The 21,545-nt window shown below is 69.7% G+C and carries 24 protein-coding genes and 4 tRNA genes; 15 read left to right on the forward strand and 13 right to left on the reverse strand.

Annotated features, from left to right (window positions below; all coding sequences use genetic code 11):
- Positions 1-42: 42 nt before the first annotated feature.
- Positions 43-417 (forward strand): hypothetical protein, encoded by a 375-nt coding sequence (locus tag ACZ4UX_RS15395; protein WP_465706985.1) that lies wholly within the window; start codon positions 43-45, stop codon positions 415-417.
- Between the two features lie 137 nt (positions 418-554).
- Positions 555-794 carry a hypothetical protein gene (locus ACZ4UX_RS15400; protein WP_465706986.1) on the forward strand — a complete coding sequence of 80 codons (240 nt, stop codon included), beginning with the start codon at positions 555-557 and terminating at the stop codon, positions 792-794.
- Positions 795-979: 185 nt separating this feature from the next.
- Here the strand turns inward: ACZ4UX_RS15400 and ACZ4UX_RS15405 are convergent, their stop codons facing one another.
- A complete protein-coding gene (locus tag ACZ4UX_RS15405) occupies positions 980-2,155 on the reverse strand; it encodes a methyltransferase domain-containing protein (protein ID WP_465706987.1) in 1,176 nt (391 codons plus the stop codon).
- Complete coding sequence (locus tag ACZ4UX_RS15410; RefSeq protein WP_465706988.1) at positions 2,152-2,286, reverse strand: hypothetical protein; 135 nt, start codon at positions 2,284-2,286, stop codon at positions 2,152-2,154. Before ACZ4UX_RS15410 ends, ACZ4UX_RS15405 begins: the two co-directional genes overlap by 4 nt.
- Positions 2,287-2,616: 330 nt before the next feature.
- On the opposite strand from ACZ4UX_RS15410, the gene ACZ4UX_RS15415 reads away from it, so the two are divergent.
- The 5 genes from ACZ4UX_RS15415 (at position 2,617) to ACZ4UX_RS15435 (ending at position 3,206) form a co-directional block, all read left to right on the forward strand.
- A tRNA-Gln gene (locus ACZ4UX_RS15415) sits at positions 2,617-2,689 on the forward strand.
- Positions 2,690-2,702: 13 nt separating this feature from the next.
- A tRNA-Ala gene (locus ACZ4UX_RS15420) sits at positions 2,703-2,784 on the forward strand.
- A 21-nt stretch (positions 2,785-2,805) separates the two neighbouring features.
- Positions 2,806-2,900, forward strand: a tRNA-Ser gene (locus ACZ4UX_RS15425).
- A 1-nt stretch (position 2,901) separates the two neighbouring features.
- A tRNA-Tyr gene (locus tag ACZ4UX_RS15430) sits at positions 2,902-2,984 on the forward strand.
- On the forward strand, positions 2,955-3,206 hold the full coding sequence (locus ACZ4UX_RS15435; RefSeq protein WP_465706989.1) for a hypothetical protein: 252 nt from the start codon (positions 2,955-2,957) through the stop codon (positions 3,204-3,206). Before ACZ4UX_RS15430 ends, ACZ4UX_RS15435 begins: the two co-directional genes overlap by 30 nt.
- A gap of 281 nt (positions 3,207-3,487) precedes the next feature.
- On the opposite strand, the gene ACZ4UX_RS15440 is transcribed toward ACZ4UX_RS15435, so the two are convergent.
- Both ACZ4UX_RS15440 and ACZ4UX_RS15445 read right to left on the reverse strand, forming a co-directional pair.
- Positions 3,488-3,973, reverse strand: coding sequence for a hypothetical protein (locus ACZ4UX_RS15440; protein WP_465706990.1), 486 nt, complete (start codon positions 3,971-3,973; stop codon positions 3,488-3,490).
- Positions 3,900-4,361: a hypothetical protein gene (locus ACZ4UX_RS15445; protein ID WP_465706991.1), complete on the reverse strand. Its 462-nt coding sequence runs from the start codon at positions 4,359-4,361 to the stop codon at positions 3,900-3,902. The genes ACZ4UX_RS15440 and ACZ4UX_RS15445 overlap by 74 nt, the downstream gene beginning before the upstream one ends.
- A gap of 573 nt (positions 4,362-4,934) precedes the next feature.
- Here ACZ4UX_RS15445 and ACZ4UX_RS15450 point away from each other — a divergent pair.
- Positions 4,935-5,303 carry an aKG-HExxH-type peptide beta-hydroxylase gene (locus ACZ4UX_RS15450; protein WP_465707021.1) on the forward strand — a complete coding sequence of 123 codons (369 nt, stop codon included), beginning with the start codon at positions 4,935-4,937 and terminating at the stop codon, positions 5,301-5,303.
- A 46-nt stretch (positions 5,304-5,349) separates the two neighbouring features.
- On the opposite strand, the gene ACZ4UX_RS15455 is transcribed toward ACZ4UX_RS15450, so the two are convergent.
- The 3 genes from ACZ4UX_RS15455 to ACZ4UX_RS15465 form a co-directional block, all read right to left on the reverse strand.
- Positions 5,350-5,865, reverse strand: a complete 516-nt coding sequence (locus ACZ4UX_RS15455) for a hypothetical protein (protein WP_465706992.1) — start codon at positions 5,863-5,865, stop codon at positions 5,350-5,352.
- 491 nt (positions 5,866-6,356) lie between these two features.
- The gene (locus ACZ4UX_RS15460; protein ID WP_465706993.1) at positions 6,357-6,701 is read right to left on the reverse strand and encodes a hypothetical protein; all 345 of its coding nucleotides are present in this window, start codon (positions 6,699-6,701) and stop codon (positions 6,357-6,359) included.
- 256 nt (positions 6,702-6,957) lie between these two features.
- A complete protein-coding gene (locus ACZ4UX_RS15465; RefSeq protein ID WP_465706994.1) occupies positions 6,958-7,764 on the reverse strand; it encodes a hypothetical protein in 807 nt (268 codons plus the stop codon).
- Positions 7,765-8,177: 413 nt separating this feature from the next.
- Here ACZ4UX_RS15465 and ACZ4UX_RS15470 point away from each other — a divergent pair, with 413 nt between their 5' ends.
- A complete protein-coding gene (locus ACZ4UX_RS15470; protein WP_465706995.1) occupies positions 8,178-8,504 on the forward strand; it encodes a hypothetical protein in 327 nt (108 codons plus the stop codon).
- 137 nt (positions 8,505-8,641) lie between these two features.
- Here ACZ4UX_RS15470 and ACZ4UX_RS15475 read toward each other — a convergent pair whose 3' ends face one another.
- From ACZ4UX_RS15475 to ACZ4UX_RS15490, 4 genes are read right to left on the reverse strand one after another with little or no spacing between them, the layout of a single operon-like run.
- A complete protein-coding gene (locus tag ACZ4UX_RS15475; RefSeq protein WP_465706996.1) occupies positions 8,642-9,340 on the reverse strand; it encodes a hypothetical protein in 699 nt (232 codons plus the stop codon).
- A gap of 43 nt (positions 9,341-9,383) precedes the next feature.
- A complete protein-coding gene (locus ACZ4UX_RS15480; RefSeq protein ID WP_465706997.1) occupies positions 9,384-9,683 on the reverse strand; it encodes a hypothetical protein in 300 nt (99 codons plus the stop codon).
- 52 nt (positions 9,684-9,735) lie between these two features.
- Positions 9,736-10,155 carry a hypothetical protein gene (locus tag ACZ4UX_RS15485; protein WP_465706998.1) on the reverse strand — a complete coding sequence of 140 codons (420 nt, stop codon included), beginning with the start codon at positions 10,153-10,155 and terminating at the stop codon, positions 9,736-9,738.
- A complete protein-coding gene (locus tag ACZ4UX_RS15490) occupies positions 10,152-10,433 on the reverse strand; it encodes a hypothetical protein (RefSeq protein WP_465706999.1) in 282 nt (93 codons plus the stop codon). Before ACZ4UX_RS15490 ends, ACZ4UX_RS15485 begins: the two co-directional genes overlap by 4 nt.
- 354 nt (positions 10,434-10,787) lie before the next feature.
- On the opposite strand from ACZ4UX_RS15490, the gene ACZ4UX_RS15495 reads away from it, so the two are divergent.
- The 4 genes from ACZ4UX_RS15495 to ACZ4UX_RS15510 all read left to right on the forward strand — a co-directional run bounded on the left by ACZ4UX_RS15495 (position 10,788) and on the right by ACZ4UX_RS15510 (position 13,465).
- Entirely contained in the window at positions 10,788-10,982 is a 195-nt protein-coding gene (locus tag ACZ4UX_RS15495; RefSeq protein WP_465707000.1) for a hypothetical protein, read from the forward strand.
- Positions 10,983-11,353: 371 nt separating this feature from the next.
- The gene (locus tag ACZ4UX_RS15500) at positions 11,354-11,689 is read left to right on the forward strand and encodes a hypothetical protein (RefSeq protein ID WP_465707001.1); all 336 of its coding nucleotides are present in this window, start codon (positions 11,354-11,356) and stop codon (positions 11,687-11,689) included.
- 125 nt (positions 11,690-11,814) lie between these two features.
- On the forward strand, positions 11,815-12,240 hold the full coding sequence (locus ACZ4UX_RS15505) for a hypothetical protein (protein WP_465707002.1): 426 nt from the start codon (positions 11,815-11,817) through the stop codon (positions 12,238-12,240).
- Positions 12,241-12,811: 571 nt separating this feature from the next.
- Positions 12,812-13,465 (forward strand): hypothetical protein, encoded by a 654-nt coding sequence (locus ACZ4UX_RS15510; RefSeq protein WP_465707003.1) that lies wholly within the window; start codon positions 12,812-12,814, stop codon positions 13,463-13,465.
- 69 nt (positions 13,466-13,534) lie between these two features.
- Here ACZ4UX_RS15510 and ACZ4UX_RS15515 read toward each other — a convergent pair whose 3' ends face one another.
- Positions 13,535-14,200, reverse strand: a complete 666-nt coding sequence (locus ACZ4UX_RS15515; protein ID WP_465707004.1) for a GIY-YIG nuclease family protein — start codon at positions 14,198-14,200, stop codon at positions 13,535-13,537.
- Between the two features lie 1,815 nt (positions 14,201-16,015).
- On the opposite strand from ACZ4UX_RS15515, the gene ACZ4UX_RS15520 reads away from it, so the two are divergent.
- Both ACZ4UX_RS15520 and ACZ4UX_RS15525 read left to right on the forward strand, forming a co-directional pair.
- Positions 16,016-17,488 (forward strand): replication-relaxation family protein, encoded by a 1,473-nt coding sequence (locus ACZ4UX_RS15520; protein ID WP_465707005.1) that lies wholly within the window; start codon positions 16,016-16,018, stop codon positions 17,486-17,488.
- Positions 17,485-17,616, forward strand: coding sequence for a hypothetical protein (locus ACZ4UX_RS15525; RefSeq protein WP_465707006.1), 132 nt, complete (start codon positions 17,485-17,487; stop codon positions 17,614-17,616). Before ACZ4UX_RS15520 ends, ACZ4UX_RS15525 begins: the two co-directional genes overlap by 4 nt.
- Positions 17,617-18,535: 919 nt before the next feature.
- On the opposite strand, the gene ACZ4UX_RS15530 is transcribed toward ACZ4UX_RS15525, so the two are convergent.
- Positions 18,536-20,977 (reverse strand): helicase associated domain-containing protein, encoded by a 2,442-nt coding sequence (locus tag ACZ4UX_RS15530; protein ID WP_465707008.1) that lies wholly within the window; start codon positions 20,975-20,977, stop codon positions 18,536-18,538.
- Positions 20,978-21,545 lie beyond the last annotated feature (568 nt).

The following is a 21,545-nucleotide window of genomic DNA, read 5'->3' on the forward strand; positions in this document are numbered from 1 at the left end:
ATCTTGGTTGAGATCGCCAGACTAGCCCGAGACACTCACACGATGAGTCGTAACGCAATGCCCAGATCGGTCGAACGACGTTGGGACGGGCCGTGGTACCGGGTTCGCACGGACGTCTTCGAGGCATCGTTTCTGCCCAGCTCAGACGAGGATTTGGACTCGGTGTGCAACGTCGATGTCTTCGTGGACCTCAAGGACGGTTCTCGGTGGAGCGCGACTGTCTTCACGGTCGCCGAAGTTGAACGCTTGATGGAGACGTGGGCAGGAAGCGATGAGGCTCTCGGCGGCCGCTTCTTCTGGGTCTCGGACGGCCTGATCGTCCGAGACCCCGGTATCGACAACATGACCCAGGTGATCGCCGGACTGATCGAAACAGACGAGTTCTCCGGGATCTTCCGACGACTCGACAGCGACTGACCGCTCCCTCGGCCGCGATCACGACGTGGCCCAGGGCATCTCCGAGATCGGCTATCCGCAGCTGGAGCAGGAGTCGGGCTGAGCGGCGCTCCGGGTTCGGCATCCAGACCTCGAGTGGGGTCAGGGACGGGAACAGTGTGATCGTCACGAAGAACCAGGCACCCATGTTCGAAGAGCTGCGCGCGGCCGTCGAGGAGGCGATCGCGAACCTCCACCGCCCCGCTCCCACCACCGCGACATCCACCAGCGGCTCGCTCGCCGGCGAGCTGGGCAAACTCGAGCACCTCGCCGACTCCGGTGTCCTGACGCCCGACGAACTCGCCATCGCGATGGCCCGCCTCCGGGGCACCGCCGGGCAACCACCCGCTGCACCCTGATCCATTTGCCGAACCCCCGGACCGCAGATGCCGCACTGCCGACGATCGCGGGCCACTCGCAGCCACCGAATGAGCCTCCTGGCCTGGCAACCGCCCGGCGACCTCAGCACCGGACCCGCTATCGTCCTGCCGAGCCCCAGCCGTCCCGCAGGCAGGAGCCGGGGAACCGCTGCGCCGTGCCGGGGTCAGCTTGTGGGTGGGCTCCAGTGGTGGTGCGGGTCGTCGAGCCACACCGTGTGCCCGCCGGTGCTGGTCATGGTGAGCCCGAACCGCTCGTAGCCGGGTTGTCCGGCCTGCTGCCAGGTGGTCCAGGTGGTGTGGATCTCGTCCCACAGGCGTCTGGGCCCGCTTTGGCGGACGTGGTACTCGCCGGCGCCGGGCATGGAGTCGACGGTCGCCCAGGAGGTGACGGCGGTGTCGAAGAACCACCAGGTCACCGTCTCCTGGTACGGGGCGCGCCGGTAGTAGACGTCCGGCAGGCGGCAGCCGATGGCGAATTGGGCGAGCCAGGACGCCCCGATGGCCTCGGGGTCCAGGCCGGTGACCGACGGCCGGGCGTCGCCGGGCCAGTCCCCGGGCAGGTAGGCGTCGACGGGTGGCGCCTGGTAGCGCTGCTGGCGCATGCGCATGAAGTCCGAGGAGCCGGTGAACCGCCCGCTCGCGCTCCGGCCGTTGTCGGCGACCTGGAGTCGGGCGAGGGCGCCGCCGCCGAACAGCGTCGCAGTCGGGGCCACGATCAGCCCGCCGGGCGCGCTCTGGCCGAGCCAGGCGGCGGGGACGTCGGTGACCAGGCTCGAACAGGTGGCGATCAACCGGTCGACCCGCTCGCCGTCGCCGACCGCGGCATCGGCACCGTCCCCGACCAGGACCCGCACCCCGCCTACGCCGACCGCTGCCAGGTTCGCCCGCGCGAGGTCGGCGACCGTCTTGTCGATCTCCACGCTCACCACGTGGTCCGCGCCGAGCCGGTTCGCCAGCAGAGCGGCGTTGAAGCCCGGTCCGGTGCCGACCTCCCTGACCCGGTGGCCGTCCTCGACATCGAGGTCACGAAGCATCAGCGCCACCATCGTCGGCATGCTCAGACTCGATGTGAAGTCCCGCCGTCCGGCCGCCTCGTCACCGTCGTCCCACTGCGTGATGGCCGGGGTGTCCCGGTAGGCGCCGGCGAGCCACTCGTCCGGATCCGCGTCGCGGTCGCGCGGCACCGCGCTGCCGTCGACGAACTCCCAGTACACACCCGGCAGGAAGGCGTGCCGGGGGACGGCCTCGAACGCCGCGCGCCACCCGGCGTCCAGCACACCCGCGCCCGCGAGCCGGTCGGCGAGCGCCCGCCGAGCCCTCGCCCCGAGGTCGGCGCTCACTTCTTGTGCTGGGGGTCCGGCGCGGGGTTCTGACCGTCCGGACTGGGCTTGGGCCCGATCTGCGGACCACCCGGCTTGGCGTGGGCGCCGCCACCGCCGTCCTGCGGCCCGCCCTTGTTCTCGTCACCCATCGTCAATCTCCTCTCACGCAACGAAACCCCCATCGTGGTGCGCGCCCAGCACGGACCGCAAGACCACCGGCCGCCCCGGGCGCCGGCGTCGAGGGCGGCACAAATGCGGTTGTCCCACCCCGCGGCCGTGCGTCACAGTGGACACATCGCGCACGACGACCAGGAAAGGGGGCGCGGCGATGAACATCCTCACCGGCTTCTCGTATCAGCGCTCCTCGTCGATTTCCCGGATCCGCGGGACGTCCTCGTAGTGCGCTGACCGGCCACAAGGCCGGGCCGCCCCGGGGAGCGGTCCCCGTACGGGCGGCCCTTTTGCATGCCGCCTCGTAGTGCCGGATGGTGCAACTGGCAGCACGCCTGACTTTGGTTCAGGAGGTTCGGGGTTCGAATCCTCGTCCGGCAGCGCAGCACCCGCAGGGTTGGCCGAGTGGTAAGGCAGCGGCTTGGCACAAGCCGTTGTCGGGGTCACACCCGCGCGTTCGATCCGCGCACTCCCCGCACGACACAAGAGCGGTTCATGGAGGAGCCGGCCGACAGGTGGCGCCGGCCTCGGTCTCGAAAACCGCCTGGGTGCGCGAGCACTCGTGTGGGTTCGACCCCCACTTCCTCCGCCAAGGGCGAGCTGAGCACTGGAGAGCTCAAGGGCCTGTAAAGCCCCCGCTTCGGCTGTGCCGGTTCGACTCCGGCCTCGCCCACCAACGCCACCCGTCCTGGAAGAGGACGGCCGCCACCACTACGCCGGCGCCGAGGCCTACGCCCAGACAGTCGCCGCTGACCGGGAACTCAAGCTCAGGGGCCACGAAGTCTTCCGCTTCGGCTCCACCGAGCTGAGCGACGAACACCGCGCCCGCCCGCTCCTGAAGCGGTTCTTCGCGGAGCTCTTCGACCGCTACGGCGTGGCCCCCGCGCCGGAAGCCTGATCCACCGGGCGCGCCGCGTGCGGCTGCCCTGCGGGACGACTCAGCCACCGGAGGGCCAGGGGTTGATCCGGCCGCCGATCACCCGGACCACCAGCGGTCACGGGTCGCCCGCCACAAGACCGCCGGTGCCTTCCGCGATGCTCCACCCCTCTGTTGCCGCGCCGGCACTGCGGACCACGATCCTGCCGCGCCGGACCGGCCTTGGGTCGGTGGTTCATATCAAACGGGATATGTAAGCGCATACTGCCCGCAGGCGCTGCACTCGGTCGTGGCGGCGGCGGTCAGCGGGTACCGGTGCCGGGACCGCGGGGATGGTCGAGGAGTGAGAAGTCCAGCTCTATGATCACGTCGTTCAGGCCGGCGTCGGTGCGGCTGGCCATGTGGTCGCGCAGATCGTCCCAGAAGCGCGGCCAGTCCTCGAACAGCTTGGGCGCGTCGTCCCCGTACCCCGCGGTCAACAACTCGAGCGGGTGAGACCACTCGTTCTGATCGATGGCCGCGAGGTGGAACCGGGACAGCTGATCGACGAGTTCCACGATGCGCCGGCGGGACTGCCCCATGCGGTCGGCGACCTCGGCGTGTCCCACGGGGCAGTCCTGCTCGACAAGCCAGGTGAGCAGTTGGCGTGCCGGCCGGGTGAGACGACCCACGATCTTGGCCAGCTCGTTGACCTTCGGAACGAAGAACTCGACGTCATCCCGTGTCCAACCGGACGGAAGGATGGCTGCCAGGGTGGTGCACGGGATGACGACGTTCGCCGCGGTCAAGTCGCCGATCTCCTGCTCGACCCGTGTGAGCACGCGCCGAAATCGCCTCTCGTGGGTCGCGCTTCATCGTCTGCATCGCCTCCACCGGGTAGGCGCTGCGCCCGATCTTGCCGTCGACCTCGCCGTGGTGGGTGGGGCACATCAGCAGCAGGTTCTCCACGGCCCGCTTGTCCTCGGCGCTCATCGCCGGGTTGTAGCGGGCCGAGGCGGGCTTGACCCCGTGGATGTGGGCGATCTCGCCCTGCCAGTCGTCGTGCTCGTTGAGCAGGCGCCGGCCGCACTGCGGGAAGGCACACTCGTTGCCGGATAGCAGCCAAAGCTCCCGAGAGACCTCGGTGCCCGGCTCCAGCCGGTCGTCCTTGTCGTGCTCCTCGGTCCGGCGCGCCATAGCGGTCCCCTTCCACAGACCCGATAGCCACGTGCCGGGTTGCGATGGACCGTTGGTGGGGCAAGGGGCCCGGGTCAGCGGCCGCTCGCGGGCCGAGGATATCGCCGACCTGAAGCAACTGGAAAGCGATAGACCGGGCACAGGGGCAGCCGTCCAGGATCCGGCAGCGCCAACAGGAAAGCTGTGGATGCCGGGGCGGTGTCCGGCCGGACCGGGGACACCTGAGGCAGAGAGAGCCGCCGACCACCGCCCCGAGTTGCCGGCAAACAGCCGCCCGGCGGCGCCGCAGCCCGCCCACGGGGCCGGGCCGCGGCCGACCAGGACGGCACGGTGCAACACACCCCCAGGGCGCCCGCTCGCGGGCGCGACACGGGCCGGCCATTGACCAGCAAGACGGAGCTCACCGCCCGGGCACCGGTCCGTCGACAGTCCCGGGCCGCTGCGCACCGGCGCCGGACAGGACCGCTGCCGCCAGGAGACCGACCCGCAGAGCGTCCTCGTTGACCAGGGACCAGAGATTCTTCGAGTCGGTGGTGAGGACAGCGTGGGCGCTGCGGCAGGCCCGCTCGGCGCCTGGACGTCGTCCACGCCCGCGACCTCGTCCACGAGGCCGGCCACAACTGGCTCAACGACGCCCTCACCGCCACCGGCTGCGAGATCGACAACACCCAGACCTTCTACTCGCCCTGGAAGAAGACCCACCGGCCCGCCTACGGATTCCTCCACGGCTGCTGGTCGTTCTCCCTGGTCGCCCTCTACGTCGCCGCCGTCCTGCCCACCACCAGCGGCGAGACCAACACCTTCCTGACCGCCTACCTCGACCGTCAGCGCGCCCAGCTTCGCATCGTCACCGGCGACCACGAGACCGCCCTGCAGACCATCACCGACGCCACCCTCCGCGCCAGGCTGCGGACCGTCTACCGGCACGCCCTCGCGCTGTGACGCTGACAGCAGCCCAGCCATTTGTTCTACCGATCGACTTGGCTCGTCACGTGCCTCGCTCGTAGCGCACGATCGCAGCGCCGAGATCCTTCTCCAACTCGTCGATCCATCCGCCGAAGAAGAGCGTGGTGAAGCCACGGTCTGCGTAGTCACCAGGCCCCACCGGGGTCAGAGGCAGCGAACTCACGTACTGGCCGGCCTTCGCGGCTCGAATGTTGAGTTCGACTCGGACTGCGTGCGGGGTAGTGCCCTCCATCATGAGCAGCATCACGGGGTGATTCCAGGCTGTCGGGTTGGTCGTCAGTTCCTTGATCACCCAGCACCAGTGACTAGAAACGTGCTGGTAGCGCTGCCTGTCCTGGCCGATGAATGTTCCGGTCGGCGAGCGCCGCATCCGGTGGAACGTCTCGCCACGGTGGGGCAGCAGGCGTTGGGCTGCGTCTACCAGCAGCTGGTTCAGCCGTTGCTGATCGCGCTGCTGCCGGGCCTCCTCCTGCCGCTTCGACTCGTCCAGCGCCTCCTGCGCTCGCCTCGCCTTGCTGATCGCATCGTCAAGACCCATGGTCTGACGGTAGCCACCCAGGCCGCTGCTGGTGTCTGGATCTCTCGAATCTCACTGCGCCCTGTGGCGCGGACAGGTCACGGGCAGCGATCACGTTGAGTGAGAGAAGAGAGGGGAGCAGACCCGCACCGATCGCGGGTACGAGCCTGCTCCAGGAATCGACAGGTGGTGGTGAGCCTCATCCAGGGCGGACAAACGGACAGAATGAATGACCCCAAAACCTGGCTTATGCGGGTATGAACATGTCCGTGGCGCGGTCTACTTCGGCCACGTACGGAGAACTTCGCGTACGGGGACTCATCGACCACATTGCCCTCGAAGCCCAAATGCGGCCTTTAACGGGGTCGCCCAATTGAAACCCCGAAGGCGACCAGTGGATAAGTGGTGAACTTTATTTATGGCTGCCGGTGAAGGTGCCTGACCGGCATGGAGATCCGCGGCGGGGTGTGGTGGCAGATCAGGTGATCCGCCACCACGCCCCGCCGCTCGGCTCACTCCTTCTTGTGGATCGTCGCCCAAGCGCCAGCGAGACCGGCGATCAGCAGGAGAAGGGTCGTCACCAGGGACTGACTAAGGAAGAGGACGACACCGAGCCCGATCGCAACGACGAGCAGGAAGATGAAGAGGTCCCGGTAGAACCCCCGCCCGCCCTCGTCCCCGACTGCGGGCCGATCCCCCTCCGCAGCAACGGAGTTCTGGCCGCTGGCGCCAGGAGCGCAGGTGGATGCGTCAGAAGATTGAAAACTTCCGATTGCCTCCCTGCCCTGGTCCGGGCTATAGTTGTTGTAGTTCACGGTAATAGATTCCGCTGTAAAGCGATGGTTGTCGTTAGGCATGAAGATCCTCTCTGGAGGGTTTAGTTAATTTCTTCTAAGAGTGGCGCCCGGCATTCTGGCAGATTATTGGGCGCCATTCTTATTCTATCAGAAATGTCCGCAATGTTGTTCTCTTGTGCATTTCTTGAGTCTGCGGGGCTGTTGCCTGCGGAAATTCCAGTTGCGGAAATGTTGACGCGGGGTGCTTGATTCCCCTGCGCGATTCCGGTGGGCCGAGATCAAGTGAAGCCCGCCGCCATCTCTATTCTGCGCTGCGTCAGCTCGTCTCGGCCGGGACCGGCTTCTGCTTGCGGATCCGCATCGGCGCGGCGAGCCGGTACTGGTACACCAGCGTGCTGCCGGTGGGGGACAGCGGGGCCTTCAGGTAGGTCTCCCTGCGCTCCACCAGGCCAAGGGCGAGCAGCTTCTGAAGGCCCCGCAGGTGGGTGTCCGCAGACCAGCCGTACCACTCCGGCGCCCGCTCGGCGGGGAAGGACGACCATGGCTTCTCGCGGGCGATGACCAGGAGCAGGGCCAGGCCGGGAAGGTCGATCTTGGTGTCGTAGCCCTTGGTCCAGAACGTGATGGGGATCTGCAGGAAGCGGTCCTCCTCGGCCTTCCCGTCCGGGCGGGTGTACTCCGAACCGGAGCCGTCCTCCCGGAGCAGCGTCACCGAGATCTTGGTACTGCCGCGCGGCCGGGTGCACCTGATGAGCTTCATCTTCTGCAGCCGCAGCAGCGTGCGCCAGGCCGCAGTCCGGGCGGACTGGTCGGTGGTGGTCACGGTGGTGTCGAACAGCCTGGCCCAGACCATACTGTCGAGCGTGGTGGTCCAACCGTCCTCGTTCTTCTGGCTGCAGGCCGCCACGGTGATCAGGTAGGCCTTGATGGCTCGCAGGTCGCGCTTGTTGACGAAGTTTCTCAATGGGCCGTGCCGGCTCTCTCCTCCGCGGTGGGCCTGCACGAAGGTCTTGCGGTAGGGCGCGGCCTTCCGTATCGCGCGGTTCAGCAGCGCCGTGCGCGTCTCCTGGCCGGAGACCTCCGGGGGGTGCACGTTCGGGGTGGTGGTCGTCGTCTTCTTCATGCCGACGAAACTAGCCGTCTGACTGACGCGGATTCAATCTGAATAGGCCCCACCGATCTGACCGCCTGAGCGGGTGCTATGGGAGGGCCAAATGCGAGAACCAAGTGCGAGAACCACATGTAGAGATACATGTGAGTACCACTTTGGGTTTCGCGACCGGCACAGCGGTTGGGTCTGCACGTCTGGTCGTCACCTCTTGCCTGGTGCAGCGAACGATGCCGACCATCTCGCCGTTTTCGAAGCTCGGCCTCCCATGTCTGGTGCGGCCCCGTCTGCCGGCTCACCGAGGGGCGAGTACCGCGTCGGCCCACAGCCCCCAGCTTCAAGGCCCCGGGGAGGACCGGAACGACCAAGAGCAACGATCCTGGGGACGGGCTCTCGATACGCTCGGCCTCCCCGGACCAGGAGTCAACATGATCGAGTTCGAGTCGTACTGCGAGGCTCTGCGCCAACGGGTTGAAGAGGCGCGCGCTGATCCGTCGTCGGACAGCCCGTTCGACCTGGCGACAATCGTTCGGATCCTCGACCTCTACGCTGCGGCGTCGACCCGCGCCGAGATGGAGAACAACCTGCTGAGCGGCTGGGCGGTCAACTTCGACATCGACTTCCCTATGCCGAGCGAGAGCGGGATACGAACCCTGCTCCCCGGTCTCCGCGCAGCCATCCTCCACCTGTACAACGGGTTCGCCACCGACGAGGAGCCGCCCGCGCGGCATCTGTACGGCGTGCCCAACGACTGACCTTCGGTCGGCCCGTTCCCGGGCCATGGCCGCATGCATGACGTGGCGAGTCCCGCCTCAATCGGGGCGGGACTCGCCACGCTTCTCCTTGCGAACCACATCGATCATCGGCCGGTAGGAGAAGAGAGCACCCGGCCTCACCTGGTGCGCCGATGCGAGGCTGGCTTCTTTGCCTCCCCCGTCGCGGCGGGGGACCCCCCACTGGTCGGTGGCAGGGCCTTGCTGGTCGCGCTGTGCCGGGCGGTGGTCTTCTTCGTCGAGGTGTTCTTGGCGGCGCGGGCGGCGGTCTTGGGGTGGCGCTGCTCGGCGTCGGCGAGGGCGCGTTCGAGCGCGGCCATGAGGTCGATGGCGGTACTGGGGGCGGGCGGCAGTGCTGCGGGCCGGGGACCTCGTAATGGTTCCAGTGCCAGCCCTGCCGTACGAACGCTTCGACCTGGCCGGGCACGTAGCCGTTCTGCTGCAGCAGCGCGTCGATCACGTCCAGGTTCATCGCCTGGCCCGGCCACGCAGGCCGGGCAGCCGACCCCGGCGCAGGCCTCGATCCGCACCTCCCAGCGCGGCACCGGTCGGCGCGGGGTGCTGCGCTGCTGGACGTAGGTGACGCCGTCCAGCGCGAGCCGCCGGTGGTCGACCAGACCGGCGGCTGCGAGCGTGCGCACCGCCCGCCGCACCGACGCCAGCTGCGCCCCGCTGGCCTGGGGAGCCTGGAAGACGGCGGCCGCGATCTCGCGCAGCGACTCCCAGACGGGCAGCCCGGTCAGCGTGCTGCGCCCGAGCGGCTCGGCGGCCAGGTGGGCCAGCACGGCCCGCTGCACCCGTCCGAGACCGCGTGACATGCCTCCAGTGTCCGGCGTTGTGTCGGGTCTGAGCAACGAACGCTTAGGCCGATGGGCGGCGTCGGTCGAGCCCGGGTTCAGCCGGCCGGTTCTCTGCAGGGCGTGGGGCGCCGCTGGCCAGTGCGGCGTGCAGGTGGGCGAGGACCGCGCTGGCTGCGTCGCGGGTGGTCTGGTCGGGGTCCTCGAGGCGGTCGGCGATCAGCTCGGCGGCGGCCGCGATGACCGGGATCGGGAGCAGCGCCTGGTCGAGCTGGAGGAGCTGGGCGGCGGCGCGCTGGCCGGCGGTGGGCGCGGGGGAGGTGGGAATCAGGGAGGTGAGGCCGCGGGGGAGCTGACTGGTCATCGGACTATTCTCCCGGCTCCGGCGCGGCCACCCGATCACGTCCCGGGCCGGTTCAGGCATCGCCTGGCGGCGGCGCCGGGCACTGCCGGCCGGTGGTGAAGTCCCAGTCCGGGCGGCCGGTGGACTGCCGGACGAAGTCCCGCAGCTCCACCAAGGTACGGGCCGCCACGATCCCCTCGGTGCGCCGCCACATCGTGACCTCGTCGGCGGTGAAATCGGTCAGCACGTGCATCGCCAGCTCGATCTTCAGGTACCGCAGGAACGCCTCATCCACTGCGCCCTCGAACATGAACGCGCGATCGGTGGCCCGGCCCAGCCGCCTGAGGGACCGCTCGTGCTGGTACCGCTTCCACCACCCGGCGTCCTCACCCGGCACGGGCCGCCTCTCCTGCAGGCGGCGGACGAGCCGGTCGACGGCGTACTTGCGAACCAGGGCGTCCGGCGCCGACGGCTCCTTCTCCGTCTGGCTCACGGCCGGACCTCGGAGGTGGCCGGCTGCGCCGCGGAGGCGAGGGCTTGGTCGATGGCCTCGCACAGCAGCACCAGGTCGTCGGCGATGTCGTTGAGGACGACCCGTGGAGCGGAGGCGGCGGTGAAGCCGACCGCGAGTAGCGCGATGCGCTCGGCGGCGGTCAGCTCCGGGCGGTGCTCGGCCAGGGTGCTGCCGCACAGCACGTAGGCGTCCAGGGTGTAGCGCAGTTCCTCGGTCAGCTCGCCCTCGCTGCCGGGGATGATCTCGCGGCGCAGCACCTGCTCGACGGCGTCGGCGTACCGCTCCAGGATCTGCCGCTCGACGCGCGAGGAAACAAGGCTTCCGGTGAGGCTTTCGGAATCGACGCGCGAGGAAACAAGGCGCCTGGCAGTGAGCCTGGAATCGACGCGCGAGGAATTGAAGCAGGGGCGGATGGGTCGCGGTGCCGGGAGTGCGGGAAGGCGCTGCGCGCTTCGGGGCCGGGTCGCCGACCGGTCTACTGCGGCCGGGGCTGCTCGTCGAGGGCGTACCGGCGCCGGCGGGCCGAGGGCCAGCAGGACGCGGTCGCGGACGCCCTCATTGCCTCGCGCGTCGAAACCCCGGGCGGCCTGGACGGTGGCGCCCGCGAGCTGATGGAGCTCGCCCGATCTGATCAGCGTGGCGCGGCCCGCTACCTGGAGCGCCTCGAGCAGGCCCGTCGCGGCGAGGGCGACGACCCGCGGTGCAACCAGGCCCTCAAGTCCTTGGAGGCCGGCGTCACCGGGGCCACTCAGCGCCTGCTGCGCCAGGCCCACGTGCTGCGCTACGAGATGACCGCAGCCGGCTGAAGGTCACCTCCGCCGCCACCGCCGAGACGCCCGCGCCCGCCCAAGCGGAATCGTCGCGCGTCGAAACAAGCGTCGATGCCACCCTCTCTTCGCCGACCAGCGCGGCGACTGCCGTCCGGGCCGCCGACGGTGCCCCGGCCGTCACCGGCCCGGCGGTTCCCGCAGCCCGCCCCCACAATCCCCCGCGCGTTGAAACAAGCAGAGCTGCAGGGGAACTCGCGCCCGCCGCCCCGCCCGCCATTTCCCCGCGCGTCGAAACAAGCGGGGCCGCAGCTGCCACTGCGTCTGCCGACGCGCCCGCCAATGCCTCGCGCGTCGAAACGGCGGGGGCCGTCCTGACCGATGCTCCACCCCAGACGACCCCTGTTCCCGTGGAGGAACTGCGCCTGGCGCTCGCCGCCGAGCGCCCCTCCGTCAACCCGCTCCTGCGCCGCCTCGGCGCACCGACCGCAACCCGCAGTGCCACGAGCGGCACCGCGGTGGTCGAGAGCTGGGACATGGACCCGCGGGTGCTCGCGGTGCGCCGGCCGGACCGGCGCCTGGTGGGCTGGATCGAACTCGCGGACAGCGGCACAGGCACGGGCTGGATGGCGTTCATCGACGGGCGGGCCGTCGTCGACGCCGCCGACTTCCTGCCCTGGCTCGCCCAGGACGCCGACCACGCCGTCACACTGCTCCTCGTCGCGGTTGACCAGCGCCTCACCTGACGCGACGTGCCGGGCCGCGAGCGCACACGGCGGCCCAACGGGACCATCGCCCGGCCGGCCGCCGGTTCTCTCTCTTGAAGGGAATCCCGGACGGCGCGGCGTGGTGGCGGGCAGGATGGACGGTCATGGGAATCGATCGGCATGAAGAGCACGTCGAGGACATCAGCGCCCGCCCCGTCGTGGGCGGCATCCTGCTCACCTTCACCGCCACCAAACCGCAGAAGTCCTGCACCGACCGCACGCCCTGGCTGCGAGAGGCACCCGTCTTCCTGCCCCGCCAGCACGCCGCAGGGATCCGCTCCGCCCTCGCCGACGACATCGACTACCACCACGAGGCCGACGACCTGTGCATCGTCATGATCGGCCCACCGGAGGAGAACATGGCCGGCTCGTTCATCGTCGAACAGGGCACCGACCGCATCGAGGTGGACCTCACCACGCGCAGCGCCAGCCAGCTCTCCCGCACCCTCGCCCAGGCGCTCGACGCACCCGCGCTGCACCCGTTCATCCGCATGTACGAGCACTCCACGCTGCACGACAGCGACCACTGACACCACGACACCAACGGCGACCCGCCAGGGCGCCGAAGCGCAGGCCTCGCCGCCGGCTGCGCACTTCCTACCTGGGCCTGGCCGTTGTCCATCCGGACCTCGAGATCCAGGGAGGACCCCGCCGGCCGGCCCCCCAACCGCTTCGGCTGCCTCGGTCGCTTCAGTCGCTGTTCCGGGCCGCCGTCCTGCCGGGGCATGGTAGCCCCGCTGGCCGTTGAGCAGGGCCGGATAGCGGGCGGCGGACCTCACGCCGTGACCGTTCCCGCCCGCCGTCCGCGGCCCCGTACGAGACCGGCGGGCAAGCCCCACACCACCGCTGCGCCCTACCGCAGCGAAGGTTTGCCGCGACTCCGGCGGTTCATCAGGCGTATGTGGGTCAGGCGTTGTCGCCGAGGTCCTGCCGCTGGAAGTGCGCTTCGAGAGCCTCCTGGACACCGAGGAGTCTGCCCCGGCCATGCTCGTCTTACCTGGAAAAGATAACGAGGCTAAGAGCTTGCATCATGTGCGGCCGACCGCTACGGTTCTGCTCGCAAGGTGTGCTCTTACTCGCTTCTTCCAGCAAAGGAATGACGTGAAGCTCCACCTGATCGTTGAGGACCCCGATCCCTCCTTCCAGAAGGCCCTGCTGACTCTGCTTGCCGAACACGCCGGCAGCCTGAAGACCTCCGGCCCGGCCACCGACTGGGCCGACCCGGAGACCGCCTCCCGGTACTACCTCTCTCTGCCGGCTACCGCTCAGCGCATCCTGCGCGAAGCCGCCGCCCGCGAGGACGGCTACGTACCGGCCGACGTTCTGCGCGGCCCGAGCGGCGACGGCAAGCTCACCGGTAGCAGCGGCGCGTTCAAGGCGGCGCTGAAGCGCGGTGTCCGCCGCAACTGGTGGATCGCCGACCAGGTCTCCCCCGTCCTCGCCGAGGGGCCCGGCTTCGGGAAGGTTGCCGGCTACCGCATCCGCGCCGAAGCCCTTCCCGCATTCCAGACCGCCGTCACCACCCACCAGCAGGGTGAGCTCGCCAGTCAGAAGGACTGCCTCGCCGAAGCGATCAGCACCGAAGGTGGCGAATGGGACGCGCAGCGTTCCGTCGCCGCGCTTCACGAGATCGGCCACGCTGTCGACGAAAAGCGCGCCCGGCAGATCCTGCGCGACCTCGCATCGGACGGCATCCTTCAGCGCGCCGACACCGACCGAGCCGTCTACCGCAACGCGGCCGACCCGGAGAATTAGGCCGAGCGGCGGGAGCCGCGAGGGCGGCACCGATCCGGTGCCGCCCTTCGTCGTGGCAGTCACTCGAACTCAGAAGAGCGGGAGCTGGCCTCGGCCAGCCTTACGGGCCAGCGACCGCTGCCCGGAGGTGGTGGAGCCTGAGCGGACGCTCCAGCGATCGGGCCGCAGGATGGTCCGGCCTGGCACGGGTTGCACCGTCCCGGCCAGGTTGGCGATTTTGGCCTCGACGATCTCGGCGAGTGTGGTGGGGGTGACGAGGTCCGCGTCGAATGTCTCGGTCCAGCCGTTCGGCATGATGTCCCGGTTGAGGTAGGGGCCGTGGCCGGCTTCACGCAGGTGCTGGAGGACGGCTTGCTCGACGGCGTGGGCCTCGACGCCGGTGGCGAAGTGCCAGTCCCGGGCGAGTACCCAGCCGGATCGGCGGTGGTGGTTGACCCGTTCGTTGCGGCCGGCGGTGCCGCCGATTCCGATCTTGACCGCGTTGTGCTGGTGGTGCTGCATGACGTAGACGCGGGCGGGGGCGGTGAGGTCGAAGCCGTGGCTGGCGCAGAACCGGCAGCCTCCGCCGGTGCGGATCTTCATGAGCGTCGGCGAGACCTCGCTTCCGCAGGTCGTGCAGCGGCACCGCCACGGAGTCGTGGAGGTGACGTACGGCTCCAGGGGCTCCAGTCCGGCCGCGCGCATGTCGGCGGCCGCGACCTCGGGATTCGTCTTCCTGGCCTCGGTCGCTTTCACATCAGCACAGTGTCGGCACCCGCCCTGACCGGCCAGGATGCCTCCGAGGGACGGTGAGGTCTCGCGGCCGCATCCGGTGCAGCGACAGCGCCACGCCTGCTGGCGGCGGCCGGAGTACGGCTCCAGCGGCTCCAGGGCGGCGGCGCGCATCAGGGCATGGGCCTCGTCCGCCGGCCAGCGACGGCGACCGCCTGGTGCGGGTGGACAGTACGGGCATGCCCGCAGGCCGCGGCGGAGGTTGTGCAACCGGATCTCGACGTCGCGGCCGCACGTGTCGTGACGGCAGGCCCACAGCCCGGCCGGGCCCGGGTAGGGCTCCAGTGGTGTCAGACCGAACGCCTGGAGTTCCTCGGCGGCCTGCTGGCCGTCGGTTCGGGGCAGTTCCCGGCGACGGGCCCATGCCTGGCTGATACCCACCCCTGCTTGCTTGCGGGAGCACGGCCAGCATCCGCCCTGGCCCTGTTTGATGGACCCGTGGGTCGGTGTCACGGTGGCGCCGCAGGCCGTGCACCGACACGGCCAAGCAGTGTCGGTGTTTGGGTAGGGCCCCAGGGGTTCCAGCCCTGCCGTGCGCATCAGAACGGCGGCGTCCGCGGGGTCGACCGGGGCGTTGGGCGCGCACCACCGGCAGATTCCGACGCCGCGCTTCACGTTGGAGTAGCGGGCTTTCACCTCCCGCCCGCACACCTCGTGCCGACACCGCCAGTGGCTCATCGCCCCCGGGTACGGCTCCAGCGGCTCAAGGCCGGCTGCACGCATCAGTGCCTGCGCTTCTTCCGGCGGGATCGGCGCCTTGCCGGCGCAGTACCGGCAGCCGCCCTGCCGGCCGGAGGAGATGTTGCCCAGACGCGGGGTCACCTCCCTCCCGCACGCCTCGTGTCGACAGCGCCACGGGGTGCCCGAACCCGGGTAAGGCTCCAGCGGTTCGAGTCCCGCCATCCGCATGATCACGACCGGATCGCGCGAATCCTTCCGCGGACGTCCCCTCGCCACCCTGACCTCCCGTCAGCCGCATCGGCCCCCGGCGGGAGGCTCTCATTTACCGCTGACATCGCCATCTCGCCCGGCGTACCGCCTGATGATCCCGGTCATGAACAAACAGGGAGGACAAGGCCCCTGTCCGGGCATTCCGGGCATAACAGAGGGCCTAGTCAAGGGGTGCGGTCAGACCGTGGTCAAGGGGGTGGTGTGCATCCTCGGGCACGCCTGGGCGCTCGCCTGGGCGCCGGGACCGACCGCCGCGTCGCCCCGGCCCGCCTGCTGACGGAAGGCCACTTCGTTGACCTCCCCCACCCACCCCTGACCGCCTGTCCCGGCCCGCCGGACGGCCCCCAGCGCCCCTGTAGCAGCTCCACGCGGATACGCTGGCCCGATACGGCTCCGCCGGTGGTTTCAGCCCGTTGGCGCCCCGTCAGGGCCCTTGGGGGCAGGTTCGTTTCCCCGACCTGTTCCCCGACCATCTCCCCCGATGTTTTCCCCGACCAGTGACTTTCCCGGGGTTTCGCATGTTTGCGCAGGTCAGGGCCCAAATGGTGGCTTGACGGGAATCCCGGCAACCCCTCTGTCCCCCTCTTGCCCCTGTTCTTGGTGGTTGGGTTTGGGTGGTGTGGCTGGTGGCGGGCGGGTGTCGGCGGGGTTCGACGCGCTCCCGGGCCGCTCGGGCCCTCCCTCCACCGGCCGGGCGGCCTCGCGCCGGTGGCCGGCGCCCGGGCTGGCGCCCGGTGGTGATGGCGGCGGTGGGCGGCGGCGGGCGGGCCGGTTGTCGGCGCGGTGCGGTATCGAGGACGGGATGATCGACCAGCGGGGAGCAGCGGCATGAGCGAGGACCAGAACACCGAGGGCCAGGGGCACGGCGAACACGGCGACGGCCAGGGCGACGAGCAGGCGACGCAGCGGGTGCCGAAGCAGCGCACCGCGTTCGTCCGGGCGAAGGCCTACCCGAACGGATCGACCGGCCCGCTGCGCCACGAGATCCTTCAGGTGCTGGGCGTGCTGAAGGCCGCCACCGTCAAGCAGATCTGGCAGCTGGCCGCTCCGCACCACGAGTTCCCGAACACGGTGGCCAGTGCTCTGCGGGACATGGAGCTGAAGGACAGCCGGCTGACCGAGAAGCGGGGCACGCTCGGTGGCCCGCCGAAGAAGGAGAAGGTCTCGCTGGCCGCCGCCAAGGCTGCCAGGGCCGCCGCGCCGAAGCGGGGCAAGCTGGTCCCGGCGAAGGGCGCCAACGCGGGGATCTGGGGCCTGACCGAGCTCGGCCTGGACGCCGCCGCCGCGACGTTGCCGGTCGGGCGGAAGATGGGCAGCCGGGCCCGCTCACTGGGCCGTGGCGGCGGCGCTCCGCACGCGATGGCGGTCAACGACACCATCGTCGCGTTCACCGGGGCGAACACTCCGGGCGGCCCGATCGGCGAAATCGCCGACTGGACCACCGAGGACTCCCATCCGCTGCCCGCCGGCCGCCAGCAGATCGCCGACGCGGTCCTGATCGCCCCGGGTGACGACGTGCCCGTGCTCCTGGTCGAAGTCGACCTCCACAACGGCGACAACGCCAAGATCGCCCGCAAGTTCGACGGCTACGCCGAGTACTTCGCCCTCACCTACAAGGACCCCAATCACGAGGGCCACCCGTCCATGGCGAAGCAGTTGCCGACCTGGCGCCGCAAGTACCCCACCGCCCCGGCCGGGGCGCTGCCGCCGATCGCGCTCGTCCTGGCCGGCGCCGGACCCCGTGCCCTGAATAACACCATCAACGAGGTCCAGGACCTGACCGCCGCGCACTGGCAGCCCCGCGGCGACTTCGACTTCACTGGCAAGATCCCGATCCTGGCCTGCCACCTCGAGGACCTGAAGGCCAAGGGCCCGCACGCGGCGATCTGGTGGCGCTTCGGTAGCCACCAGTGGCAGACCCTCGCCGACGCGCTGGCCAACGCCGACTACCGCACCCGCACCCGCGCGCGCATCGCCGCCGAGAACAAGGCCGCCCAGGAGGAGAAGGAGCGGCGCCTGGAGGCCACCCGCTGCCCCGGCTGCAACCGCCGCGAAGACGAGTACGACTACCAGTACGGCGCCAGCGACGGCACCAAGCTCTGCACCGACTGCCGGCAGGAAGCCCGGGAGACCGAGGAGCGGAACCAGCTGCTCGCCGCCCGCCAGGCCAACGCCGCCATGCACCCTGCTACACCTGCAAGGGCTCCATCGGCGGCGAACCCGACTCCATCGGCGAACTGCACGAGCCAGCCGACCCCCACCGTCTGGAGTGCCCGGCCTGCGACAGCACCCGCCGCATGAACGGCCGCAAGCCGATCATCCTGCCCCTGCCCACCAGCCGCGAACGCCGCCAGCACAAGGCCGGGAAGCTCGACGACCCCTGGTGGCACATCCGGCTCCTCCACGCCGAGAAGTACCCCAACCGCTGACGCAACGTCAGGGGCCGGAGCCGGTGCAACGCACTGCAACGCGTTGCACCCCTGACCTGCACCGATAGCCCACCCAGAGCGCAACACGGGAGTGCAACGCGCTCGCGTTGCACCCCCGCGCCCGGAATCGAAAACCCGGCGGCGTGCCCTTTTTCTTCGGCGTCCGGCTGGGGCCGGACGCGCGTGGGCAGGGGCGGCGCGGGGCGTGGGCGGCCCTGGAGGGCCACTGGAGGAGACGGGGATGGCTCTGTCCGCCGCGTTCCTCGGACACGGCGGGCAGACCGGCCACAGACGGCCTGGAGCTCCTCCAGGGGGCCAGTGCGGCCTCTGTGCGGGAAAGCGCCGTTGAACCCGAAGGAGAGACCGGCAGCTGGCCAAGGCGGTACATGGTGAACCGCGACGGGTGTGGCCTGCGGACCGTTACTCTTTCGCCAGCTATTCCCACAGGAATTAGGGGGTTCCGTGTCCAGTCGGATGCGAGTTGTTGTCGGTGCTGTGGCCCTCGCTGTGGCTGGCGCGCTCGCCAAGGCCATCACGAAGCGGCCCAGCGCGATGACCAGTGAGCTCGACGGACCGCCTCCCAGGACCCTGACACCAGCAGAGCGCGAGTTCGAGGCCATCGTGTACGACGTCGCGGCAGGCATCCCTCGGATGAGGATCATCTCCGTGCAGGGGTTCGGCGTTGAAGCGGAGTTCCGTAGCAACTCCGGGCGGAGTACCTGGCCCGCAGACCTTTGGTTCGACAGCGAGACGGGCGAGGCCCGCGGAACCTTCCCCTACCTGAGCGCGGGAGCGCCCCGACGGTTCGCCAGGGAAGTCGAACGGCGGCTTCGAGGTGAGGCAGTTAGCTGGTAGTCGGCTGCCTCCGGTGTTGGAGGCCCGGCTGCGGGCAGTTCCTGAGGCCGAGCCCCCAAACCCGTCAGCGCCAGTCGAGGCCGAGCGCGGCGAGCTGGTCGAGCTGCTCGTCGGTCAGCTTCGCTCGGCGGCTCTTGGTGTTGGAGATCCACACTCCGAGTTTCACCTCCATCGTGCCGCCGTCGCCGTCGGGGATCTCCTCGACGTGCTGGCGCGGCACGGTCACCGATCCGGTCCGCTCCCGGTACAGGGCGAGCGCGGCCAGACCGCGGTCGAAGGCGCTCGGCTTCCCGGCGCCGGCCTTCTTCTTCGGCGCCCCCTCCTCGGCTGGGGGCGCCAGCGGCTCGACGCCCAGCGCGGCCAGGCGCTGGCGCTGCTCGTCCATCAGCCCCTGCCACACGATGTGCTGGCGCTGCCGCTCCAGCCACCGCCCGACGTCCAGCCCGTGGATCGTCACCCCCGGCAGCAGATCCGCCAGCTGCGCCCCGCCGTCCAGGCAGTCGGCGACAGCGGCGTAGTGGCGCTGCCAGTCCAGCGGCCAGGCCGGGTTCCAGTCCGGGTCGATCTCCGCGAGCGCCGCCTGCCGGTCCGGCCGCCCGTCCAGCACGCCGGGGCGGCGCTGGTTGGACAGCCACTGCCCGACCGGCTTGTCCAACGCCGTCGCGGTACGGGGCGCGGCGAGGGTGCCATGGTGCTCGAAGTACTCCCGGCACGCGGCCAGGTTCTCCTCCCACGCCGCGTCCAGCGGGTCCCACACCATGCCGAGCGACTCCAGCCGCTCGATGCGCTTGCCCTCCATCTCACCGGCCGCGTACGCCTTGCGCTGCTCGCTCACCCAGTGCCCCAGCGGGTACATCTGGTGCGGGTCCAGCCCGGCCCGGGTCGCCTCGCGGTGGTCGAACGGCACCCGCAGGTGCCCCTCCCTCTTGTAGTACTTCTCAGCCGCCGACCATCCGCGAGCCCAGTCCTGCCGCTCGGTGTCGATCACATTGAAGCTGACCCACTGAGCGACCATCACCGGGTCACGCGGAGCCGAGAAACGCAGCAGCATGCGGCTTTCCTTCTCGCCCTCCTTCGGCTCCGGGCCGATATCGGTGGACGGCTCCACGCTGTTCTTCTGTTCGGTCTGAGGGATCGCCAGCAATTCGACGGCCTCTTCGTCGTGAGCCCGCAGAGCCTGAAGGACGTTCACCAAAGGCCGGTAACTCCCGGAGGTGAACATGTCCTGCGGCTGCTCACCCTCTTTCAGAAAGACGGGCACGATCAGGCTGGCGAGTTTGCCCTGTCCGGGCTGCTGCCGCAGCGCCCGCCCGATCGCTTGGACGATGTCGTGCGGCGCGCCCTTCGGGTCCAGCAGAGCCACCGAGTCCACGGCCCGGATGTCCACGCCCTCACCCAGCACCCGGCAGTTGGACAGCACGGCCCGCCGCGCGCTGCGCCCGAACTCGGCCAGCACCCGGGCCCGCCGCTCTCCGGCGTGCTCGCCCTTGAGCCAGTTCGCCCAGATCCGGTCCGGGTAGAACTCCGGATCGCTGGCGTGCAGCTTGGCGGCGACCGACGGCAGACCCTCCGCGAACGCCTGTGACTCTATGGTCCGGTGGTGAAAGGTGATCATCGTCTGCAGCCCGTGCTGCGCCATGGTGTGGAGCATGGCGGCCTGGAGCGCGCCGAGCCGCTGCCCGCGGATCTCCTCGCTGCGCTTCTCCGGGCTCATCAGCCGCTCGGGGGTGACGACCGGGTCGGTCAGCTCGACCACGATGATCTGGTACCTGGCGAGCAGGCCCCGCTTCACCGCCTCGGACAGTGGGAGCTTCCACGCGACCGGCCCGAAGATCGCCTCGTCGTCCATGGACGCGGCCATCTCCTCCGGCATCCGCTCGTGCCGCTCGCCCTCCCGCAGCTCCCACGGAGGCGCCGGCCTCTCCTGCCAGATGCGCGGGGTCGCCGTGGCGTACAGGCGCCGGGCCGCCGGGATGACCGCCTGGTGGTGGATGTCCGCCCAGGCCTTCCCCAGGCTCCCAGAGGTCCGGTGCGCCTCGTCGACCACGGCCAGGTCCAGCGGCTCCAGCGCCTTGCCGTAGGCGCCCTCGAAGGCCTCCGCCAGCACGCCCAGGCTGGAGTAGGTGGCGAAGATGGTGACCGGCCCGGAGCCGTGCCACATGGCCAGCCGGATCGGGTTGGTGGTGCAGCGCACCTCCATCGACCACAGCTCGACGTCGTCCTCCATCGAGCACACCGCGACCGCCGGCCCCGTGTGCCCGACCTCCCGCCACGCCTTGATGGTCTGCCCCAGCAGGGCCAGCGTCGGCACCAGCACGAGCACCCGGCCGCGCGGGACGAGCCGCCGGGCCGCCGCCGCCGAGATGTACGTCTTCCCGGTCCCGCAGGCCGCGTGAATCTGCGCCCGCAGCCCGTTCGCCGGAATCACCCCGCCCGGCGGGATGTCCAGCGCGCGAATGATCGCGTCAACCGCCTCGATCTGGTGGTCACGCAATTCGATGGGCATGTCCCCGATCCTTCCATGGAATGCTGGAGGGGATTTCCTTGATTGCACAACGCCCGCAAGAGAACCGAATGTCGTGGGTGTGCCTGCAACACTGACTCTACACAGTGCATCACTGTGATGCATAAGGCTTGACGAAGGTTCCCACTCTGGAGTGATGCACAGATCTATTCGGGCATGAAACCGGCCCAGGGGTGGTATGCTTCTCGCATGTCGTGTTCGCGGGGGTGGATAGTGACGGGCGTTCAGGGTGGGCGGAGCGAAGCGGAGTCCACTGGGCTCGACCGGGGGTGCCGGCCTTGACCCCGAGTGAGGTGACAGGGAGTGAGTCATCGGGGGTGGCCTGGGATCCTGAGCCTACACAGTGCCGCGCATGATGCACCCGCCCCTCCCAGTCAGCCATCGGATTCCCGCTTGCGGGAATCCCGGATACCCCGCGAAGCGGGGTATCCGACCGCTCTAGAATTCCGCTTGCGGAATTCAATTCCCGCGCTTGCGCGGGAATTCCGCCGGAGCGCAGCGGAGGCGCGCCCTGCCCGGCGGCTTGCCGCCGGGGTACCCGCTCCGCGGG

Source organism: Kitasatospora sp. NPDC028961 (assembly GCF_055564815.1).